Below are 20,201 nucleotides of genomic sequence, written 5' to 3' on the forward strand. Positions count from 1 at the left end.
TTCGCCCAGCAGGCTTTTTTATTTCCCTCATTAGCTGAGGTGTATATGTCAATGCTTGGAAAAACGTCCCTAGCTTCTTATTTGTCTGGTGCCGCGTTGGCTCTGCTGGGAAGGGTGCGCAGTCTGTTGCGTGATTTAACCCTTGATGATTGGGCCGTCATTATTGGGATAATCATTGCGGTAGCCACTTTCTTAGTGAACGCCTATTGGCAACGTCGCCGAACACGAGCCATCGAAAAAGCGGCTCATACGGGCTATGTCATCATGCAAGGAAAAAAGTGATGGCAATCTCGGCGCGGCTAAAGAAGAAGATCGGTTTGGTCGCCTCCGGTGGCGCGATGGCGATTGCCATCGTACTTTTGGGTGGCAAAGACGGCTTAGAGGGGCGGGAATATACTGCTTACCGTGATGTCGCGGGGGTGCTTACGGTGTGTGATGGTCATACGGGTAACGACATTATCCCCGGTAAACGTTATAGCGATGCTGAATGTGATGCTTTGTTACACCAAGATCTGGCCCCCATATTTGCCACTATCGACCGCATTGTTAACGTTCCCATGTCCGATTTCCGCAAAGCCGCTCTGGCATCATTTGGCTACAACGTCGGTATTACAGCGATGACCCATTCCACCATGCTGAAAAAGCTCAACCGTGGCGATACCTCTGGCGCGTGCGATGAGTTACGCCGATGGATTAAGGCAGGTGGCAAAGTCTGGAAGGGGTTAATTAATCGCCGTGAGGTCGAGCGCGAATTATGTCTGATGTCATAAACCCCTTATAAATTAGCGAATAACATCCATTTTTAAGCTGTTTGGGTCACGCTACGTGAAATCTGAATCACTGGTGTAGGCCATTACCCCTGCTTTTTTCATAGTAAACGGCTTTCAGCCCGGATCTTGATATGCCCACAAAATTCCTTATCGCGATATCCAGCGTTCTGCTGGTGGTGATCCTGTGCCTCGGCGGTGCCGCTTTCTATTTCCACAAAGCTACGGTTGAGAAGGACGGGCAATTATCACAACTGCAAAGTGATCTGGATGAATTAATAGCTACCCTGGCATTACAAGCTTTTCAGTTCCAGCGCGCCAATGAGATAGCGGCGCAGGCCGGTAGCTATAACGTCACCATTTCTGCCAAAAGCGAGGAAAGGCAAATTGAAAACCGCAAAGACCTCAAAGTTGAGGAGTGCGCTGATCGGTATATCCCTGATGCTACTGCTCAACGGATGTACGACTATACGGACGGTCTACGTGCCAGGGCAATGCGCCATTCCGGCCAACCTGACGGAACCGCTACTGGTGCCACTTCCCCCCGCAGAATGACTTACCGCCAGGCCGTGCTGTGGCTTGACCCCTTGCTGACGCTGTTGGACCGCGCCAATAACGACCGGCAGTCGATCCGCAACCTGTCATTATCGCATCATGACAAAACATGATTGGGTGGCATTACAGTCGGCTTTTCTGGTTGCGCATGCCGAAAGCGGTATCAGTGTTCAGCAATGGTGTGAACAGCATGGACTTAATTACCAATCGGCACGCCGCTACATTAAACCGCGTACTGCGCAGTCTGCGCAAAAGAAACCCCGTACAACTGCGCACAATGCGCAATCTGATGCTACTGCGCAACAGTACGCAAACAGTGATGACGTGCAACAAGAAGAACAGAAATTATCAACGGACACAGACGATGACCGCGATCCCGAGTCAGAACCAGCCGAGAAACCGAACTCCGGCCGATCGGGCAACGGGCAATTCACCAAAGGCAACCGTCATTCAGAAGGTAATGCAGGTAATCCCAATCCGGTTGGCGCTTTTACTCCCGGCAATCAGGCAGCCAGAAAGCATGGCGCTTATGCGCGGTATCTGAATGCAGATGATTTGTTTGAGGCGGCGGCAGATTCAGACCTTCATGACGAACTGATATTCACCCGAGCGCGGGCATTATCAGTGACCAAAACCATGCGAAAAATCCACGAGGATTTAGCGGCAGCGGAGTCTGTTGAAGCGCGTATAGAACTGTATGACAAGCTGCTCAAGGCTGAATCAGCGCTGGATAGAAACATTGGACGTATTGAATCCATAGAGAACAGTTTGAGTAAATTGAAGTTGGATGCCATCAACGGACCTCGCTTAACGGCTGATATGTATCGTATCAAAGCGGCCACTTCTAAGCTGAAAGCCGAAACACAGAAACTTACCTCTGAAGGCAAGGGCGTTACAACGCCACTCAGCGAAGCAGTGAAGGAAGTTAGGGACTCAGGACAGGACGGTTTGCTGTGAAACAAGACGATAGACTTAACGATGCAGATATTGCCGTAATGACTGAGGCAGAACAGATCGCCTATATCAAAGCTCATTTATCTGATGTTTGGTGGCGGTTGAATAACCTATACAAGATCGTCAATGAAGATGGCGAGCTAGTGACCTTTCGCATGCGCCCGGCACAGCGAGAGTTGTTCAAGAATATGCACTATCGAAATATCATTCTCAAAGCCCGCCAATTGGGCTTCTCCACAGGGATAGATATCTACCTGCTCGATCAGGCGCTTTTTAACAAAAATCTCTCCTGCGGGATCATTGCTCAGGATTTATCGGCGGCAGGGGAAATATTCAGTACCAAAATATCTATTCCGTTCGATAACTTGCCTGTTTGGTTACGCGCAACGTTTCAAATCAATACCCGACGTGAAGGTGCCAATGGTGGGCATATAGAATTTGCTCATGGTTCAAAGATCCGCGTATCAACCTCATTTCGCTCAGGGACGGTTCAACGGCTACATATTTCAGAGCATGGAAAAATTTGTGCCAATTATCCTGCCAAGGCGAAAGAGGTCAGAACGGGAACGCTCAACGCCATCAAAGACGGCTGCATTGTATTTATTGAAAGCACTGCTGAAGGTGTAGGCGGCGATTTCCACACCATGAGCACGCGAGCAATGGATTTAGGCCAATTAAATCTGCCGCTCACATCACAAGATTATAAATTCCATTTCTTTGCCTGGTGGCAGGATCCTAAATATCAGACCTCAGTGCCAAAGGGTGGCCTGCGTTTAAGCAAATACCATCAGGAGTATTTTGCTGCTGTTGAGCAAACGATGGGTATCACTTTGCTCGATGAACAAAAGCAGTGGTATATCCGCAAAGAAATTGAGCAGCAGGAGGAAATGAAACAGGAGTTCCCTAGCACGCCATCTGAGGCATTCCTGGCCTCTGGTCGCCGTGTATTCCCTGCCATTAACGTGATGAAGGCTGAAAGTCAGTGTAAATCGCCATTGCTGGTGTATGACATGGAGCCGATGACGGGTAAGCGAACCAAAGTGCAGGCATTACGTGCGGGCAATGCGGAAGAACTGCAACGCACACTACTGAATCACTTACTGGTGTGGGAACTGCCGGATCCGGATGAGGATTACGCTATCGGGGGTGATGTGGCTGAAGGGCTGGAAAACCGTGACCGATCATCATTTGATGTTGTGAAACAGTCTAGCGGGGAGCAGGTCGCCCACTGGTTCGGATATCTGGATGCTGAGCTTTTTGCTCAATTGATGGCCCACGTTGGCCGCTGGTATAACACGGCATTTATCGGACCGGAACGTAACAACCACGGCCATGCGGTATTGCAGAAACTGCGTGAGGTTTACCCACACCGTTCTATCTACTCTGAGCAATACCTCGATCGTGACCATGATGATGAAACACCAAAGTTGGGCTGGCTAACTACCGCACAAAGCAAGCCAGTCATCATCGAGGGTTTTAAAACACTGCTGCGTGAGAAAGCCTCTGGTATCCGCTGGATTGGCACTATCAATGAATTGAACACCTACGTTTATGACGCTCGGGGCCGCATGAATGCTCAAACAGGTTGTTTTGATGACCAGGTGATGAGTTATGCCATCGCGCAGGAAATGCGCGCGCGGATGCCTGCACGTCCGAAACACCAACCTATTGACCGTTCTAAACCTAAACACTGGATGGCTATCTGATGAATTCCGCTATTAATCAAACTGAGCCTGCTCAGCCAGCAAACCGCGATCGCTTTACGCTTGAGCGCTTGATGGATATCTCTTCAGATATTGACCATCAGCCAGACTGGCGCACCAGCGCGAATACCGCCTGCGCCTATTATGATGGGGATCAGCTTGCTCCCGAGGTCGTCGCAAAGCTGCGTGAGCGTGGGCAGCCATTAACGCAACATAACCTTATCGCTCCGACTATTGACGGCGTGCTGGGCATGGAGGCTAAGACCCGCACCGATCTAATGGTGATTGCTGATGATCCTAATGAAGAAATGGAAGTGATGGCCGAAGCAGTCAATGCTGAGTTTGCTGATGCCTGCCGACTAAGTGGTTTGAATAAGGCCCGGAGTGATGCTCATGCCGAGCAAATTAAGGCCGGGCTATCGTGGGTTGAGGTACGGCGCAACAGCGATCCTTTTGTCCATAAATTCAAAGTGTCTACCGTTCATCGTAATGAAGTGTATTGGGATTGGTTCAGCCATGAAGCCGATCTGAGTGATTGCCGTTGGCTGATGCGTAAGCGTTGGCTGGATGTGGATGAGGTGAAAGGGACATTCCCCGACAAATCGCAAATTATCGATTATTCCCTCAATGAGTGGAAAGGCTTTGTTGATACCGATCTGGCAGCAGGGCAAGAGTCTGATTTGATCAGTGCTTATGAAGAGTATCAATCGTGGAGCCGTGAGAGTACCGAGTGGGTCACGTCCAATCGTAAGCGCGTATTGCTTCAGGTTATCTACTATCGCACCTTCCAGCGCCTGCCTATCCTGCAACTGAGCAATGGCCGCGTGGTTGAGTATGACAAGAACAACGTAATGCATGCGATGGCGGTGGCCACTGACCGGGTTCAGGTCACCATGGCGCGAGTCAGCCGGATCCGTGAATCGTGGTTTATTGGTCCTCACGCTATCATTGACCGCCCATGTACTGCGCCGCAAGGGATGTTTCCGCTGATCCCGTTCTGGGGCTACCGTAAAGACAAAACCGGTGCACCTTACGGTCTGGCGTGTCGCGCGATACCGGCACAGGATGAAGTGAATTTTCGCCGCATTAAGCTTACCTGGTTATTACAGGCTAAACGCGTTATCAAAGATGCCGATGCGACTCAGATGACTGACCGGGAACTCCAGGAAGAGATCGAGCGCCCCGACGGGGTGATTAACTTAAATCCCAGCCGTGCGAATAAAACCACAGCAGCAGATGCATTAAATATCCAGCAGGACTTCCAGGTCGCTCAGCAGCAGTTTCAGGTGATGCAGGAGTCCATGAAGTTGATTCAGGATGGACTAGGGGTTTACGCAGCGTTCCTAGGGCAAAACTCAAATGCATCCAGTGGGGTGGCTATCAGCAACCTGGTCGAGCAGGGGGCGACCACCCTGGCGGAGATCAACGATAACTATCAGTTCGCCTGTCAGCAAGTGGGACAGTTATTGCTCTGCTATTTGCTGGAAGAGTTAACCAAACGTCGAAACTATCCGGTAGTGATCAATCGTGATGACCCGCGCAAGCGCAAAGAGGTGGTATTGAATGCTGCCGAAGAGGCTGGGCGGATGAATAACGATGTCTCCCGGCTACGTGCGCATATCGCGCTGGCACCGATTCAACAGACGCCAGCCTATAAATCTCAACTGGCACAGCGGTTATCTGAAGTCATTGTCGGGCTGCCGCCACAGATTCAGGTGAGCGTGCTGGATATGTGGGTAGAACTGTTAGACCTGCCGAATAAACAGGAGTTTATTGAGCGGATCCGTGGCGCATTGGGTACACCAAAATCGCCGGATGAGATGACACCAGAAGAGCAGCAGGCAGCTCAGCAAGAGCAACAGCTACAGCAGCAGCAACAAGAACTCGCCATGCGTGAGCTGGCCGCGAAGGTAGAGCGCTTGGAGGCAGAAGCTAAACGCATTCATGCCCAGGCTGAACGTGAAACGAATTTAGCCAATGGTCAGCGCTTCAATGATGCCTATACTCAGGCGAAAACGGGGCAGGTGCTGCAAGAGATGCAGAATGTGACCGAAGAGATTGGCGCATTACATGAAGAGATGATGCAGACCATTCAGGGTCAAATTGACCAAATACCACTCTAGCTATTGCGTGCCTGCAAAATACGCGCTAAATTCCCCAAAGATGCAGTACATTGCACTGAATTAAGCCTCGCCTAACCGCGGGGCTTTTTGCTTTCTGGCATCTCTGATTTTTATCTGAATGACTTGCCCACCATTCGTGGACTTTTCTTTTTCAACCATCAAGGTTCATGTCGCTAAGCGCTCTTATCCAAGAGTGCTTATTCGCATGGGCAGCGATACGCCTTTCTCATTCGGATCTATCCGGTAAATAGTCATGCAGGAGTCATAACGTGGACATTGAATTAACAGGTCATGAAACGCCAGAAGAGTTAGAAGCACTGATTGATGGATTTGGTGATGTGGATATTTCTGATGTAACACAGGCGGCAGCGGTAGCCACTACCCCAGTGGTTGTTGTGACGGACAAAAGTACTGACGATACCGATGCAGTAGTCAATACGGGCGATAAGAAAGACGAGCCGACGCCGGGCGCGACCACAACAGCACCGGCCACTGAAGGGCCGATCACTACAACGGCAGCAACCACTGAAAGCGCGGAGAAACCGAAAGGTATTCTCAGCAAAGATGGCCAGCATGTTATTCCTTACGATGTGCTGGTGGCCGAGCGGGCGGAAAAACAGCGCTTAGCAGGCACCCATCAGCAAACGGCAACTGAATTAGTTGAAGCTAAACGCCAATTGGCAGCGTTAACGCGACAAATCAACTCTGCCGGTATGCAGCCTGTCCCTTTACCTGAGAAAGCACAGGTTACCCCTGAGCAAATTAATTCCATCCGAGAAAACTTTCCTGAGATGGCGGCGGTGCTGGACACCGTGGTGCAGAAAATCGATTACCTGCAACAAGGCCAGCCAGCACAAGCTGTCACTCAGCCAAGTGGTAATCCGGTGACAGATGCCATGAATGCCGTACCTGATTTGAAGTCATGGCAGGATCAAGATCCTGACCGTTTCACGCTGGCGGTACATATCGATAGCACTCTGCAAAATGACCCTGCATGGAAAGACAAGTCTTTAACTGAGCGCTTTGTGGAGGTCGCGAAACGCACCAAGGCCGCTTACGGCGAATCAGTTGAACCCGTTCAATCAGAACCGGTGACGACCAGTACCGCAACGGCGGCGAGGACGACCAACGCAGATGTACAACAGATTGCCGCCGAGAAGCTGGCCACTGCCGCTGCGGCGACGCAAGTCCCTGGCTCACCGTCAGATCTCGGCGTAACAACCACGCATACAGCATCATCTTTGGAGCAAGCGGCGAATGCCTCTCCAGACGAGCTACAGGCCATGTTTGCCGGTATGACGGATGCCCAAATTGATGCGCTGTTAGATCAGGCAATCTAGTCACTCAATCGATTTAAACCTCAATCCGCTTAGGCGGTTCTTTCATTTATGGAGTCGCTATGACGACCATCACCTCTGCTCAGGCGAATAAGCTGATGCAGGTCGCGCTGTTCACGGCAGCAAACCGTAACCGCTCATTTGTTAACGTGTTAACCGAACAACAGGAAGCGCCGAAATCGGTCAACCCGGATAAGAAAGGCACCACCCAAACCAACTACAATGCGCCAGTTGTGCGTATCACTGATCTGCAAAAGCAGAAGGGTGATGAAGTGGATATGCAGATCGTCCACAAACTCTCTAAGCGTCCAACTATGGGCGATGAGAAGTTAGCCGGGCGCGGTGAAAATCTGGGCTTCGCCGATTTCTCGCTGAAAATTAACCAAGGTCGCCATCTGGTTGATGCTGGCGGGAAGATGTCTGCGCAGCGTTTCAAGCATAATCTAAATAAGACTGCACGCACGCTGTTAGGGACGTACTTCAACGATATGCAGGACCAGTTGGCGACCGTGCATCTGGCGGGTGCGCGAGGTGACTACCTGGCCGATGACACCATTGTGCCCTGGGCTAACCACCGCGAATTTGGCAAAATCATGGTTAACGATGTGATGCCTCCCACCTATGATCGTCATTTCTTCGCAGGAGATGCGACCTCAATGGAAGCACTGGACGCAGCGGATCTGTTCTCGCTGGCCACTGTCGATAACATTGCTTTGTTCCTTGATGAAATGGCTCACCCATTACAACCCATCCGCATGTCTAAAGACGAGTTGGCTAACGAAGATCCCTACTTTGTACTTTATTGTACGCCGCGCCAGTGGAACGACTGGTACACCTCCACGACGGGTAAAGATTGGCAGGCCATGATGACCCGCGCAGTACAGCGTGCTAAAGGCTTTAATCACCCCTTGTTCAAGGGGGAATGTGCAATGTGGCGCAATGTGCTGGTGCGCAAGTATGGCGGGACGCCCATTCGTTTTAAAATCGCTTCTAAAGTGTTGGTATCCAAAAATGACCTTGCTGCGACCACGAAAAGTATCACAACCAGAACCACCATTGACCGTGCCATGTTGTTGGGTGGGCAGGCACTGGCTAATGCGTATGGCACTGGTGAAGGAGGCGGTTTTTTCGGCTACCACAATGAGAAGGTGGATCACGGGAATGGCACGGAAATTTCTATCCGCTGGGTGAATGGATTGAAGAAGATCCGTTTTAAGCAAAAAGATGGTCGTGTTAATGATCACGGTGTCATCGTGATTGATTCCGCCATTTCCAGAATTATCAAATAATCACATAGGAGATAAGGCTATGGCTGAAGTGAACATCGTAAAAGCGCCCACAATGGGCAACCCGATTTATCAAGGACCACAAGGAAACCTGTCACTGGCCGAAGCGTATGCTGATTTCGCAGGTGAAATGAATCCATTGGAGATTGAGTTGTTAGAACTCCCTATAGGCATACGTATTTATGCTGTCAACGTTTTCTGCAACGCGGACATGAGATCAAATGACGCACAGGTAAAGATTGAATGTGGTGAGAGGTCTTCGAAGGATCGAACCATATTAGTACCGCGCGCCAGCTACAAAAAAGTCGTCGCCAGCCATACTTTCATCGAAAAACCTTATACGACCCGGAAGGCCGGTGAAATCCTCTATGCTTGCATTGACTATGACCGAGCTTATGGACGCCTAGCGGCCTCCATCTTGTATGTGGTAGAGGGTTATTGACCCTCAACGTATCCTCCTTAGCCCCAGTCTGTGGGCGTTTTACTATCGGTTATGGGAGTCCCTCATGTCTGACAAAATTGCTGTGGTTTATATTGGTCCCAAAGCGAAGAAGCGCGATACTGTCACCGGGAGTTGGTTGATCTTCCCGCGTCACGAAGCGGTGGAGGTGGATAGTGCCATCGCCCATCAACTGCTCGATTTTCCAACTGTTTTTATTCGTGAGGCGGCGCTTCAAGATTACCTTGCCCAAGAGGCGGTTGCTGAACAAAAACAAGCAGCATATGAGGCTTTTCTTGCCAACCAGGAAGAAATGACGTCGTTATCGAACAGTTTTGCGCTGAATATAGGTGATGCGGTTGTCGATATCGCTAAATTGACATCAATTCAACTCGCGACACTTGTCGAGTCAGAAGATCTCAACATCAAGCAAGATGCTCAGGAAAAAGTCGATGATTTCCGCGTCCGCATCCGTGACGCGATTCAGGCCAGAAACGCAGCCTCTGAGGCAGAGTCTGACGTTGAATTAAACGCTAAGGCTGAATGATCATGGCAACGCTTGACGCATTTCTGCCGATCATACGAAAACATATCAGTGGTCCGCTGGATATCATGATGAAGCAGGCGGCATTAGACGCAGCGATCACCTTTTGCCGTGAGTCACTATTCTGTCGCGACGCGGTCACTTTTAATGATGTTACTCCGGGCATGACTTACATCCTGACGGAGAGTGAACTGGTGAAATGCGTCAGGCGCCTACGGGTATCAGACCTTACTAATCAGGTCAGTCATGCCAGTGCGCCAGGTGTCATGTTGACGGCAGGCAGTGAGTTTGCGGTGAAGTCTGCCAATCAAATCATCTTCAATCAGCCATTCACCAAAGTGAGCGTGGATTTTGCCATTGAACCCAAACGTGATGTGACTGAAGTGCCTGATGTGCTGGCAGACGACTTTGCCGATGTGATCGCCATTGGCGCTCTTGAAGATTTATTTATCATGCCAGGCAAGCCATGGACAGATCCGCAACGCTCACAATACTTTGGCACGCGCTTTATTGATGGTTACCGCCGCGCATTCCGTGACGCGCTGGATAACTCCCCGATCACCGCTTTCAATAACCCTGTTCGCCAACACGAGTTCTTCTGATGATCACCATTGCCGAAATTATTGGGCGAGTTAACACTCAGCTCAAAGATACTGCATGGCTGCGCTGGCCATTGGTGGAGCTATGTGATTATTACAATGATGCTGTCCGGGCCGTCATTCTGGCACGACCAGATGCGGGAGCATCCACTGAAGTGATGACCACAGAGATTGGGACTAAACAGGCACTGCCTGATGGGGTGTTCCGCTTAATTGAGATGATTCGATTCGTCGGTGGCAGGGCATTAAGGCCAGTACCGCGCGATGTGCTGGATACTCAATATCCTGACTGGCATCAGATGACAGGCCCAGTCGAGCGTTACTCCTATAACGAATTGACCCCCAAAGTGTATTACCTGTTTCCGGGTGCTGAGCAGCCCATGGGTATCGAAGCCGTGGTGGCGAGAGTTCCCGAGGCTGTTGCTATCCATGATCTGGCAGATAAAACACCGGTGCCGATTGACGAGCTCTATGTGAACCCGTTGGTGGATTGGATGTTGTATCGCTCATTCAGCAAAGATGGCGACGCGGGGGCCAATCTCAACTTAGCGATGCAGCATTACCAGTCATTCAGTGATCAGTTGGGGGTGAAGCAGAACGCTGAGAGTTTCGCCCAGCAATTGAAGGAGGCGCAGCATCAGGGAGGCGGACAGTGAGCGTAATCGTTTCCGGCATTATGATTAACCCGGTCGGTGAGCCGGTGGTCAATGCACAGATCACCCTCACTGCGGTGGCGAATAGTCTCACTGTGTTGAAGACCTTTTCAGCCACAGTCAGAACGGACAATGTGGGCGCATATCGTATCCAGTTAGAGGAGGGCAGTTACTCTATTACGGTGGCGGCCAATGGTCGTAGTTTTGTCTATGGTGCGGTCACGCTGGACGATACTACCGGCCCCAGCACCCTTAATCAGTTGCTGAAGCAGCAGATTATGGAGTCTGAGCTCACGCCCGATGTGATCCTGTACTTCCGACAGATTCAACAGCAGGTAGCCAATGATCTGGCAACCATAATAACGTTAGAAAGTCGTGCCACAGATGCGACAGAGATCGCCTCCAATTCGCGTGACGAAGCAAAACAGTATGCAACGGATTTAGAAACTGCGCTGGCAGTCGCGAAAGGTTACCGGGATGAGTCTGGCGTCAGTGCCGCTAACGCTGCTGAATCAGCAAAACATACGTTTGAAAGCGAAAGCATGGTAGTAGCCAATGCCAGTGCCGCCGCGTTATCTGAAACCAATGCCTTGCGGCATAGAAATGATGCCCGGCGAGCTGCGGGAGCGGCAGCCGATAAAGCATCAATCCTGGCAGCCGATAAAGCATCAATCCTGGCAGCTGAGCAGACGGCTGAGAAAATTAAGCGCCATGTGAAAACTAATTCGGATCGAAGTGAAACTGCCCGGGTGAGCTGTGAGCAGATAAAAACATTGGTGTTTGAAGCCGCAAAGCGAATCGACTTATATGAAACCAATGCCTTGCAACATAGAAATGATGCCCGGCGAGCTGCGGGAGCGGCAGCCGATAAAGCATCAATCCTGGCGGCCAAGCAGACGATTGAGAAAATTACCCAAACAACCCTAAATACGCCGTGGATTAATGCAACATTAAGGAACGGGTGGCTTCTTTTTTATGAGGACCACAGGTTTGTATATAGAAAAGTATTAGGGATGGTGTTTATCAATGTGAAAGTACTTAATGCGGCATCACAATCTCATATTTGCACTTTGCCTGAGGGATATCGTCCCAGATTCATTGTGACGGTACCGATGGCTGGGTGGTTTGGACGACGTACTGGTACTGGGAAGATAAACTCAAGCGCAATCCTGAAGATCCAGACTAATGGTGTGATAAAGATCTTGGGCGAGAAATTAGACGGTTACTCAGTCGCGGCGACAATGAATTATTTATTAGAATAAGCAGGCCATCTAAATTGAAATTAAATAAGCTCGATGACAGCGGATTTTATATTGTTGACCATATCGAAGACGAAGGACCATTACCCCAGCATTGGACGCGTGATCTGGTCGGGAATGGCTATTATAAAGCTCAATATCAGGGGGCAACACAGAATCCACAAACAGGAGAATGGACAGGAGGAATATGGGCAGAAACGAGCGGTCCATCGCTTGAAGATATTGAGTATCTTGGCAAGATGATAAGCATGGCTGAGCGTGACGAGAATAAAGAGTTATATAACATTTTGAAAAAACACATACCTTTTCGCAATTATTTTTTCCGTACAGATACGATGGAAAAATAAAAGCCACTGGTGTTCGCTGCCCGCGGCCGTTAGCTAAATCGTATCCTGGCCCCACTGACTTACCCTAATTTCCCAGTCTCACTTTTTAGTGGGTCTTTTTTACGCCGATCGGATCCTCTCCTTTATGTCAGCTATCGATATCACCACCATGCGTGGCGAAATGCCGCGGGCGGTGCCACATCTATTGCCAGAGCCAGCGGCGACCATGGCCAAAAACTGTCACTTCCGTCATGGCGTGATTACCCCGATCATGGCTGATGTAGAGGGTGGCAAAACTTTCACTCTGAAACCAACCACCATCTTTCGTTACCGTGATGATTATTGGTTTGCCTGGACGGATATTGTGGATGCGATCCGCAGCCCGGTGGCGCAGGATAAATATGAACGAGTGTATTTCACTGATGGGAAGTACCCGAAGGTCACCAGTAATGAAATAGCGACTCAGGGTAACGGTAATTTTCCAGCGGTCAGTTTTCGATTGGGTATTCCTGCACCAAGTCATCCTATTGAAGTCACGGCAATTACCCCGCCGGCTGATCATGGTGAAGATGATCCCACTGATGATGATACCCGCTTTTATGTTGAGACTTATGTCACGGGCTATGGTGAGGAAGGGCCGCCGGGGCCGGTATCGCAGGAAGTGACAATAGTTTACCCCGGCAGTACCGTAGACCTCGCCCTGCAACCACCAGGTAGCCAGAATTCAAATATCACCCGCCGTCGTATTTATCGCTCTGCATCTGGCGGCGGGGTTGCTGATTATCTGCTGTTGGTCGAGTTGGCCGTTGGTGTTCTTACCTACCAAGATGTTGCACTGGATAAAGAGCTTGGGCCGGTATTGGAAACCGAAAATTTCCTGATGCCACCAGATGAAATGATGGGCCTGTGTCTGATGGCAAACGGCATTGCCGCAGGCTTTGCCGGTAATCAGGTGATGTTCTCGGAGGCATTTCTCCCCTATGCCTGGCCGGAAAGTTACAAGCAAAGTACCGAGCACGATATCGTGGCTATTGCCCCTATTGGTGCTGGTCTGGTGGTCGGTACCCAAGGGCGACCTTATCTGTTCAGCGGCATTACACCGTCGAATATGACCAACGCCAAGTTACCGGTGATGCAATCTTGTGTCAGCCGCCGAAGCATGGTGAGCATGGACAGCTTTGCGCTCTATGCTTCACCCAATGGATTGGTCTCGGTCGATGGTGCCGGTGATGCCTTAGTGGCCACTGAGCCGATAATCGAGCCGCGCCAGTGGCGTAAAAACTTCAATCCGGAAAGCATCAAAGCGTGGCAGGTGGAAGGTGAGTATCTGGCGATCTATCAGACGGCAAAAGGAACCAGTGCCGGTTTTATCTTCGATCCGCAAGCGATGGATATTCGCCATCTGACCACGGTATTTGATACCGCCTTTAATGATCTGGCGTCGGACACGCTCTACACCATTAAAGGCGATAAATTAACTATCTCCCAAGTCAGCACCACACCTTTGCCGATGACTTGGCGCAGCAAGCCATTTCTGGTACCACCCGGCACCTCATTTTCCTGCTTGCGCATCATGAGTGAGAGCGTGATCCGCGTGGGCGTCAATTTAATTGTCGATGGTGCGCCGGCTCTGTCGTTGCCGCCAGGTTCCTTAATCGATGGACTGCTGAAGCTGCCGCCCATCGCTGGCCGAAAATGGATCGTGGAAGTCTGGGGTTACGCGCAAGTTGACCGTATCACCCTGAGTACCTCGATGGCGGAGATGCCCGCATGACCAAAGGTTTCCGTGCGGGTCGAGATGCGGCGGCACTCTCTGAAAATATTGAGGTGTTGACTGGGCAGCGCGGGGATGGTCGCAACCGTGCAGTGACTTATGCTGAAATTGCGGATCTGAAATTAGCCAAGTTACGCACCGGGGCTGGCGGTAAATTACAGCTCAAACCCAATCCAAATGATAACAGTGGCCCGGCCCCCGCGTTTCCGACTCAACCGCGAAACTTCACAGCTAGTGGGGGATTTGGTGCGGTACTCCTTGAATGGAGTATGCCGAACTATCGCGGACATTCGCTGACGGAAATCTACCGCAGCACCGAAGATAACCTGGCTAATGCGGTGATGGTGGCCAGCTCGGCTGCGGCGGTTTATGGCGACCCGGTTGATCCGGGATGGCAGGGGTATTACTGGATCCGCTTTATTAACTCAGCGGGCGTGGCCGGGCCATTTAACGCCAGTGAGGGTACATCGGCAAAAACGGCTGCGGATATTGATGAAATCATTGACCTGATAAATCAGGAGATAAATAACTCGCCACTGATTGGTGAGTTAGCTAATGGCATTGAGGAACTTGACCAAAACGGCGGTCAGGCATTTCAGAAAATATGGAGCACCAAAGTTGATACCCGCGGCATCAGCGCGGGGATCGGGATTGTCGCAGGCAGGGATGCTGAGGGTAAACCCATTGCTCAGGTGGCCATCTCGGCCAGTCAGTTTTTTATCTTTGATCCAAACAATCCTACTGATACTGGCTCTTATGCTATCCCGTTTTCTATTTCCGGCGGGCGAGTGGTCATTGATGAGGCTGCCATTCGTGAAGCCACCATCAAGATTTTACATGCTCAAACGATTATCGCCGATGAAGTTAAAGCGGGGATCAGTATCTCTACCCCGACGCTCAATAGCGCCACCATCAATAACGGTAAATTCACCGTAGACGCCGCAGGTAACTTGCACATTGGCGACCTGTTCAGTGTATCCAATACCGGCCGAATAACTATTAGACAAGGCACTGGCAGCATCGGTCTGGTTATCACAAATGAGAGGATAGAGGTTTATGATGAAAATGGTGTGCTTATACTTCGTCTTGGCAAGCTTGATGATTAGTTTAACAGGCTGTATGTCCGTGGGTAAGAATCCCCCTCCTGAGTTTAATTTTAATGGTGTCTGGCAGTGTCGCGCTACGGTCTAGCAGTATTCCGCCCGGATGGCACATCGGTGGTGATGGATAACAAAACAACGGTCACCAAAATTGCCGCGATGGGCAGTAAGGGGCTTTCATTTGGGGAGTGGAATACGGGCATTACTGTCCCTGTGGGTTATGACTATTTTCTGTGGATGTCGTCCTATGCCTGGCTAGACTATAAGGTTGTCCGCCATGGGCGTCGTAGTCAGTGGACTCCCGGTGGATTTGCCTCTCTTCAGCCCTATTTAGATGCCAATCGCATGTTACGGGTCACACCCCATAGTCTCCAAAGTGCGATCCCCGCCTCCTATTATGGCGTTTATATTTGGCCTGGCGCGGGCACGCTAAGCGGTTATGGCATCCAATTTATGGGCGTTAATAACTTCACCGGCATCAGCAATATTAGCCAATTCAGTTGCCTGTTATTTAAGGGGGAAATTGATATCTATGATGGTTGGCTTCCTGAACATATTAATGCTGCCTTCGCTGCGCATCAGGTGATGTGCTATTTCTACTCGGAAGATACCAGTAAAACTATCTGTATTTCACCCTCACCCGATGATCGCCGCTACCGTGTGTTTTACGCCAATGGCGGGGGTGGGGCCACCATCAGAGCCAAGGTTTGTATTTTTGGTCATGGTGCGTTGACTAGAAGCAAATATGGCTTGGAAATATACTCCAAGCAGAATGGCTCAGTCGTTTATAACTCGGGCTACGATATTCTGGCGCGACCTAAATTGGTTTCGTTGGCCGGGGCGGGGTTAGGTTCAATGCGCAGTGTTGAGGGGATCGCCCGGCCAATGTATGCGCCGTGTAATATCGGTGCGCTGTACAGTTACCCGTGGCAGGTTTATGTTTGGGTGAACAGTAATGGCACCCAAATAGCCCCCGCTTGGGGGTGGGCCAGAAATCAACCTGCATCCCATGGCCCATTAACCTATTACGTCTCACATATCCCCATCATGGTGCTGGATGCGGCAAACTACTTTCACTTCTAAACTGGCCCGAATCGCCAGTGATGCCGGGGATCCGGAACTCCTCATTCACATCCAAGACGCCTGCCGTCATAAGCAGGCGTTTTGCTTTTCGGCAGATGACGCGGTGATCGTCCTGCGCCCACGAATCAAACAGGGCATCCCCTATGTGGTGGTGTGGCTGGGGATCAGTAGCGGGCAGCAAGGTCTGGTTAAGTACACGCCGGCGGTTCAGACACTGACTCGTATGATTGGCGGGCGTTGGGCTGAGTTTTACACGGCACGCAAAGGGTTTATCCGCATTGCACGACAACTCGGTTTCGAGCGCCAGGCGAACGAAGATGGACTGATGAAGTTTAAAATACCGATTTAATGTACACGAGTAGATAAGCGAAAGCCCCGCACTGTTAGCCGCAGTCGGGGCTTTCTACTTTCTGCACCTTGAAAGAGCAAGGGAGAAGATGAGTGAATATTAACCTAGGAGAATGGGTTGTGAAAGCTCTAGAACTGTTTGAACGGAGTAAAACACTCCGGCGCATGTATTACGCCACTGTGCTCATCGGCATTTTATATGGTGTGGCCAGTGTGCTATCCGTCGTTCGTTGGTGGTGAAAATGGGAGGTCATTATGGGTAAAGGTGGCGGGAGTACCGAAGTTAAAGAAACCGCTCAGGAACTGGCCGCGGCTGAAATTGCCGGAAAGCAATGGACGCTGTACCAGAACGAACTTAAGCCTATGGAAAATCTGTTTATTAGCAAAGTGGACAACCTGAATAACGCGTCGAAGTACGACGATGCTGCTGGCACCGTCAACCTAGGCTACCAGCAGGAGTTTGGTAATGCACGGCAACAGTCGGCGACGGAACTGGCCGCGAGTGGCGTTGACCCCAGCAGCGGCAAATTTCAGGGAACACAACACACGTTGCAAAGTGACCAGGTGGCCGGGCAAATCGACACCACCAACCGGGCGCAAACCTCACAACAGGATAAGTACGTTGCCGGGTTACAGGATGTGGTGGCGATGGGGGCAGGACAAAAAGCCGATGCACTTTCTGGCTACAGCAACATTGCCAGCCAGAGTTTGAGTAAAGCAACGAGCGATGCACAGAAGTCACTGAGCGATCGGCAAGCGGTAGGGCAATTAGTTGGCGCTGCGGGTGGTATGGCCGCTCGTCGTTATGGGCTCAAGGATGTCAGCAGCAAATCGACTTATGGACTCAAAGACGTGAGTAGTCATCGAGGGGGTATTTTTGGCGGTAATTTATGACAGGAGAGCGTGATGGGACAAGCATCTGATACCTATGCCAATCTGATGCGTGGTCAGTATAACGACTGGCTGACTCGCTTTTATCCGAAGCAAAAAGAACTTATGGGGCTGGCGACTAGCGGCGAGCTAATGAACCAGCAGTTAACCCGCGTGAGTGACAGCTCTGCCAACAGTCTGCGTGCTGCTCAGTTGGGTACACAAAATCAGTTGGCGCGTTATGGCGTCACTCAGACGGTTAACCCGAACGATAACAGTTTAGGTCTGCGCTCGGCACTGGCCATGGCCGGGGCGAAGAATGGCATCCGTGAGGCTGAGCAAGATCGACAGATGAATATCTTAACCGGTGGCAGTGCCAGCCTGCGCGAGCAGATGCGCATTGGCGGGGGAAGTTACTAATGGGATACGGACTGATTGATGTTGCCCGTGATACCCGGCAGCAGGCCATGCAAGGGCTAAGCGATGTTTCTAATCGAGAGATACAACGTGAGTCCTCAAACCAACAGCTCAAGATGCAACAGCAACAAGGCAAAATGAGCATGGTGGGGGTTGGCGCGGGTACAGGGTTGGCGATGGGCGGGCCACTTGGCGCCGGTATTGGGGCCGCCGTGGGTTTGCTGGCGGGCAGCATTTTCTAAAGGGTTAATATCATGGGCGTACAAGGTTTAGCGGACGGTTTTCTGGCGGGTTTCAATACTGCGGATCAGGCGATTAGTCGTGACCGTGCACTCGGGTTGCGAGATGCGGCACTACAACAACAGGTGAAAGACGCTGACCGCAACTATGGTCTGGCTAAAGAGCAGGTGGCGTGGCGTAAAGAGACCGACAAGCGTGATCACCAATATAAGACAGAGCGCGATACTGTGGGTGATGAGCAATGGAATAAAAATTATGGCTTGGCGCAGGCTAACCAGCGCACGGCAAACGCCCGCTTAGGTATGCGGGCGCAGGAACTCAACATGCGTAAAAACGAGTTTAATTTTCAACGTGCTCAAGCCGAGCGTCAGCAGAGGATGCAGGAAGAAATGCCGATTGTTCAGGCTTTGTACCAGCAAATTGAATCCTCAGGTCAGGTTGACCCCCAATTGTATGGGCAAATTTCACAGGATAATCCACTCCATCCGGCACGTTTCTTTGGTCAAGAAGCTATTGATAACGTCATAGAGATTAATCAGATCATGCCGAAAGTGCTTTCCGGGGAAATGAACTACAACGACCCGAAAGTATTAAAAACGATGAATACCGTATTGGCACCGCATATACAGCGCAATATTGATGAAGTCGATCCAGAGTCAGGGAAGAAGATTAAGAGTAAAGAACTGGTGCATATTGGTATCAGTGAAGATGGTAAGTTTGTTATTCCCGGTCTGAAAGTCACTTATAGCGATGGTTCGACCGCTAATAAACCCATGACGCAATTCGGTTCGGCGGATGTCAATGACAATCAGGTTGCGCAAATTCCTATTGATCAGTTTATGGGGCAGATACGTGGCTACAGCCAGATGGTGGGGCAGTTGAACCAGCCAGAACGCGCCAAGTTTATTGGTAACATGGTTAACCCACCGGATAAAGCCGCCATGCGTCAGAAAAGTGAAGGCTATCGCAAAGAGCTACAGGATATTAGTAAAGACGAAAGTAAGCAGTTGGCCGCATTGAATAAAGATGGTGCGATGATGGATGAGAAACAACTGGCCGCCGCAAAACAGGAAATTAAGGGCAACTCTGAGCAACGCCGTCAGCAAGCATCTGAACTCTATGGTGTTAGTGGGGACCGTGGTTGGCAGAATCAATCCAGCATTGACCCGGCAGAGCTGGAAGCATTTGCGGGCGAGTATCAACAGCAGGTTGGGACGATGCCTGATATGAATAACCCACAGGATCAGCAGTTCTTTATGGCATGGAAGCAGCAGCGACAGCAACCACAGCAAATGAAAGAACCACCTCAGAATGGCCCCGTTCCTGATAATAATACAGCCCAACAGTTAAGGGAGATGAAGCGCATTAGTGAGACAAGGCAGCAGTAATACTGACCGACTTCTGAAAACTAATGAAAATGCTATGTCATTAATATAAATAATTTTTTATAAGGACAATATTAATGAAAATGAATGCCAGAAAAGACTCTGGGATGCCTTACTGCCTTATTAGATCTATTAACACTTTGTGATGAAAGTACCTCTATTGAGACAATCCAAAATGCATCTTTTCTTGGCTTGGTTTTAGTTGCTAGATTAAAGGAACAAAAGACAAATAATCCTTAACTTCACATTGAGTTAATTACGCGCTAAATTACAGAAAGATGCCGAAGTGAGCTTTAAAAAGCCCTTCGGTTTTTTTATGCACGAAATCTAGCCTCGACAGGTTCGCCTGCCGGGGCTGTTTTATTCCAGCTTCCCCAGCACAACGCATGTGCTTCAAACCATCGAACCTGATTAGAAATGAGCCTTTGAGGAGCCAGTA

22 protein-coding genes are annotated in these 20,201 nt (G+C 50.3%); all 22 read left to right on the plus strand.

Annotation, left to right across the window (positions count from 1 at the left end; genetic code table 11):
- The first annotated feature begins 51 nt into the window (after nt 1-51).
- The 22 genes from AACW11_RS08305 to AACW11_RS08410 all read left to right on the plus strand — a co-directional run bounded on the left by AACW11_RS08305 (nt 52) and on the right by AACW11_RS08410 (nt 19,765).
- A complete protein-coding gene (locus AACW11_RS08305; RefSeq protein WP_212586431.1) occupies nt 52-282 on the plus strand; it encodes a phage holin in 231 nt (76 codons plus the stop codon).
- Nucleotides 282-770: a lysozyme gene (locus AACW11_RS08310; RefSeq protein WP_212586432.1), complete on the plus strand. Its 489-nt coding sequence runs from the start codon at nt 282-284 to the stop codon at nt 768-770. Before AACW11_RS08305 ends, AACW11_RS08310 begins: the two co-directional genes overlap by 1 nt.
- 131 nt (nt 771-901) lie before the next feature.
- Nucleotides 902-1,435 carry a DUF2570 domain-containing protein gene (locus AACW11_RS08315; RefSeq protein WP_212586433.1) on the plus strand — a complete coding sequence of 178 codons (534 nt, stop codon included), beginning with the start codon at nt 902-904 and terminating at the stop codon, nt 1,433-1,435.
- Complete coding sequence (locus tag AACW11_RS08320) at nt 1,422-2,279, plus strand: terminase (RefSeq protein WP_212586434.1); 858 nt, start codon at nt 1,422-1,424, stop codon at nt 2,277-2,279. Before AACW11_RS08315 ends, AACW11_RS08320 begins: the two co-directional genes overlap by 14 nt.
- A 38-nt stretch (nt 2,280-2,317) precedes the next feature.
- Entirely contained in the window at nt 2,318-3,982 is a 1,665-nt protein-coding gene (locus AACW11_RS08325; protein WP_212586449.1) for a terminase, read from the plus strand.
- Nucleotides 3,982-6,102 carry a portal protein gene (locus AACW11_RS08330; protein ID WP_212586435.1) on the plus strand — a complete coding sequence of 707 codons (2,121 nt, stop codon included), beginning with the start codon at nt 3,982-3,984 and terminating at the stop codon, nt 6,100-6,102. Before AACW11_RS08325 ends, AACW11_RS08330 begins: the two co-directional genes overlap by 1 nt.
- A gap of 269 nt (nt 6,103-6,371) precedes the next feature.
- Nucleotides 6,372-7,442 carry a hypothetical protein gene (locus AACW11_RS08335; RefSeq protein WP_145500049.1) on the plus strand — a complete coding sequence of 357 codons (1,071 nt, stop codon included), beginning with the start codon at nt 6,372-6,374 and terminating at the stop codon, nt 7,440-7,442.
- 59 nt (nt 7,443-7,501) lie between these two features.
- Nucleotides 7,502-8,728 (plus strand): N4-gp56 family major capsid protein, encoded by a 1,227-nt coding sequence (locus AACW11_RS08340; protein ID WP_212586436.1) that lies wholly within the window; start codon nt 7,502-7,504, stop codon nt 8,726-8,728.
- A 19-nt stretch (nt 8,729-8,747) separates the two neighbouring features.
- Complete coding sequence (locus AACW11_RS08345; RefSeq protein ID WP_212586437.1) at nt 8,748-9,167, plus strand: hypothetical protein; 420 nt, start codon at nt 8,748-8,750, stop codon at nt 9,165-9,167.
- A gap of 64 nt (nt 9,168-9,231) precedes the next feature.
- Nucleotides 9,232-9,711, plus strand: a complete 480-nt coding sequence (locus AACW11_RS08350; RefSeq protein WP_212586438.1) for a hypothetical protein — start codon at nt 9,232-9,234, stop codon at nt 9,709-9,711.
- Nucleotides 9,712-9,713: 2 nt separating this feature from the next.
- Nucleotides 9,714-10,310, plus strand: coding sequence for a hypothetical protein (locus tag AACW11_RS08355; protein WP_212586439.1), 597 nt, complete (start codon nt 9,714-9,716; stop codon nt 10,308-10,310).
- Nucleotides 10,310-10,963: a phage adaptor protein gene (locus AACW11_RS08360; RefSeq protein ID WP_145500041.1), complete on the plus strand. Its 654-nt coding sequence runs from the start codon at nt 10,310-10,312 to the stop codon at nt 10,961-10,963. The genes AACW11_RS08355 and AACW11_RS08360 overlap by 1 nt, the downstream gene beginning before the upstream one ends.
- Nucleotides 10,960-12,222, plus strand: coding sequence for a prophage tail fiber N-terminal domain-containing protein (locus tag AACW11_RS08365; protein WP_212586440.1), 1,263 nt, complete (start codon nt 10,960-10,962; stop codon nt 12,220-12,222). Before AACW11_RS08360 ends, AACW11_RS08365 begins: the two co-directional genes overlap by 4 nt.
- A 14-nt stretch (nt 12,223-12,236) precedes the next feature.
- A complete protein-coding gene (locus AACW11_RS08370) occupies nt 12,237-12,566 on the plus strand; it encodes a hypothetical protein (RefSeq protein WP_212586441.1) in 330 nt (109 codons plus the stop codon).
- Between the two features lie 124 nt (nt 12,567-12,690).
- The gene (locus AACW11_RS08375; RefSeq protein ID WP_212586442.1) at nt 12,691-14,319 is read left to right on the plus strand and encodes a hypothetical protein; all 1,629 of its coding nucleotides are present in this window, start codon (nt 12,691-12,693) and stop codon (nt 14,317-14,319) included.
- Nucleotides 14,316-15,425, plus strand: a complete 1,110-nt coding sequence (locus AACW11_RS08380; protein ID WP_212586443.1) for a phage tail tip fiber protein — start codon at nt 14,316-14,318, stop codon at nt 15,423-15,425. The genes AACW11_RS08375 and AACW11_RS08380 overlap by 4 nt, the downstream gene beginning before the upstream one ends.
- A gap of 66 nt (nt 15,426-15,491) precedes the next feature.
- The gene (locus AACW11_RS08385) at nt 15,492-16,502 is read left to right on the plus strand and encodes a hypothetical protein (RefSeq protein WP_212586444.1); all 1,011 of its coding nucleotides are present in this window, start codon (nt 15,492-15,494) and stop codon (nt 16,500-16,502) included.
- Nucleotides 16,477-16,851 (plus strand): hypothetical protein, encoded by a 375-nt coding sequence (locus AACW11_RS08390; protein WP_145554063.1) that lies wholly within the window; start codon nt 16,477-16,479, stop codon nt 16,849-16,851. Before AACW11_RS08385 ends, AACW11_RS08390 begins: the two co-directional genes overlap by 26 nt.
- 254 nt (nt 16,852-17,105) lie before the next feature.
- Complete coding sequence (locus tag AACW11_RS08395; protein ID WP_212586445.1) at nt 17,106-17,744, plus strand: hypothetical protein; 639 nt, start codon at nt 17,106-17,108, stop codon at nt 17,742-17,744.
- Between the two features lie 12 nt (nt 17,745-17,756).
- A complete protein-coding gene (locus AACW11_RS08400; RefSeq protein ID WP_212586446.1) occupies nt 17,757-18,140 on the plus strand; it encodes a hypothetical protein in 384 nt (127 codons plus the stop codon).
- Entirely contained in the window at nt 18,140-18,379 is a 240-nt protein-coding gene (locus AACW11_RS08405; protein ID WP_145500027.1) for a bacteriocin, read from the plus strand. The genes AACW11_RS08400 and AACW11_RS08405 overlap by 1 nt, the downstream gene beginning before the upstream one ends.
- 12 nt (nt 18,380-18,391) lie before the next feature.
- A complete protein-coding gene (locus AACW11_RS08410; RefSeq protein ID WP_212586447.1) occupies nt 18,392-19,765 on the plus strand; it encodes a hypothetical protein in 1,374 nt (457 codons plus the stop codon).
- The last annotated feature ends 436 nt before the right edge of the window (nt 19,766-20,201 follow it).

Origin of the sequence: Yersinia sp. Marseille-Q3913 (assembly GCF_963892745.1) — a bacterium.
Taxonomy (GTDB): Bacteria; Pseudomonadota; Gammaproteobacteria; order Enterobacterales; family Enterobacteriaceae; genus Yersinia; species Yersinia bercovieri.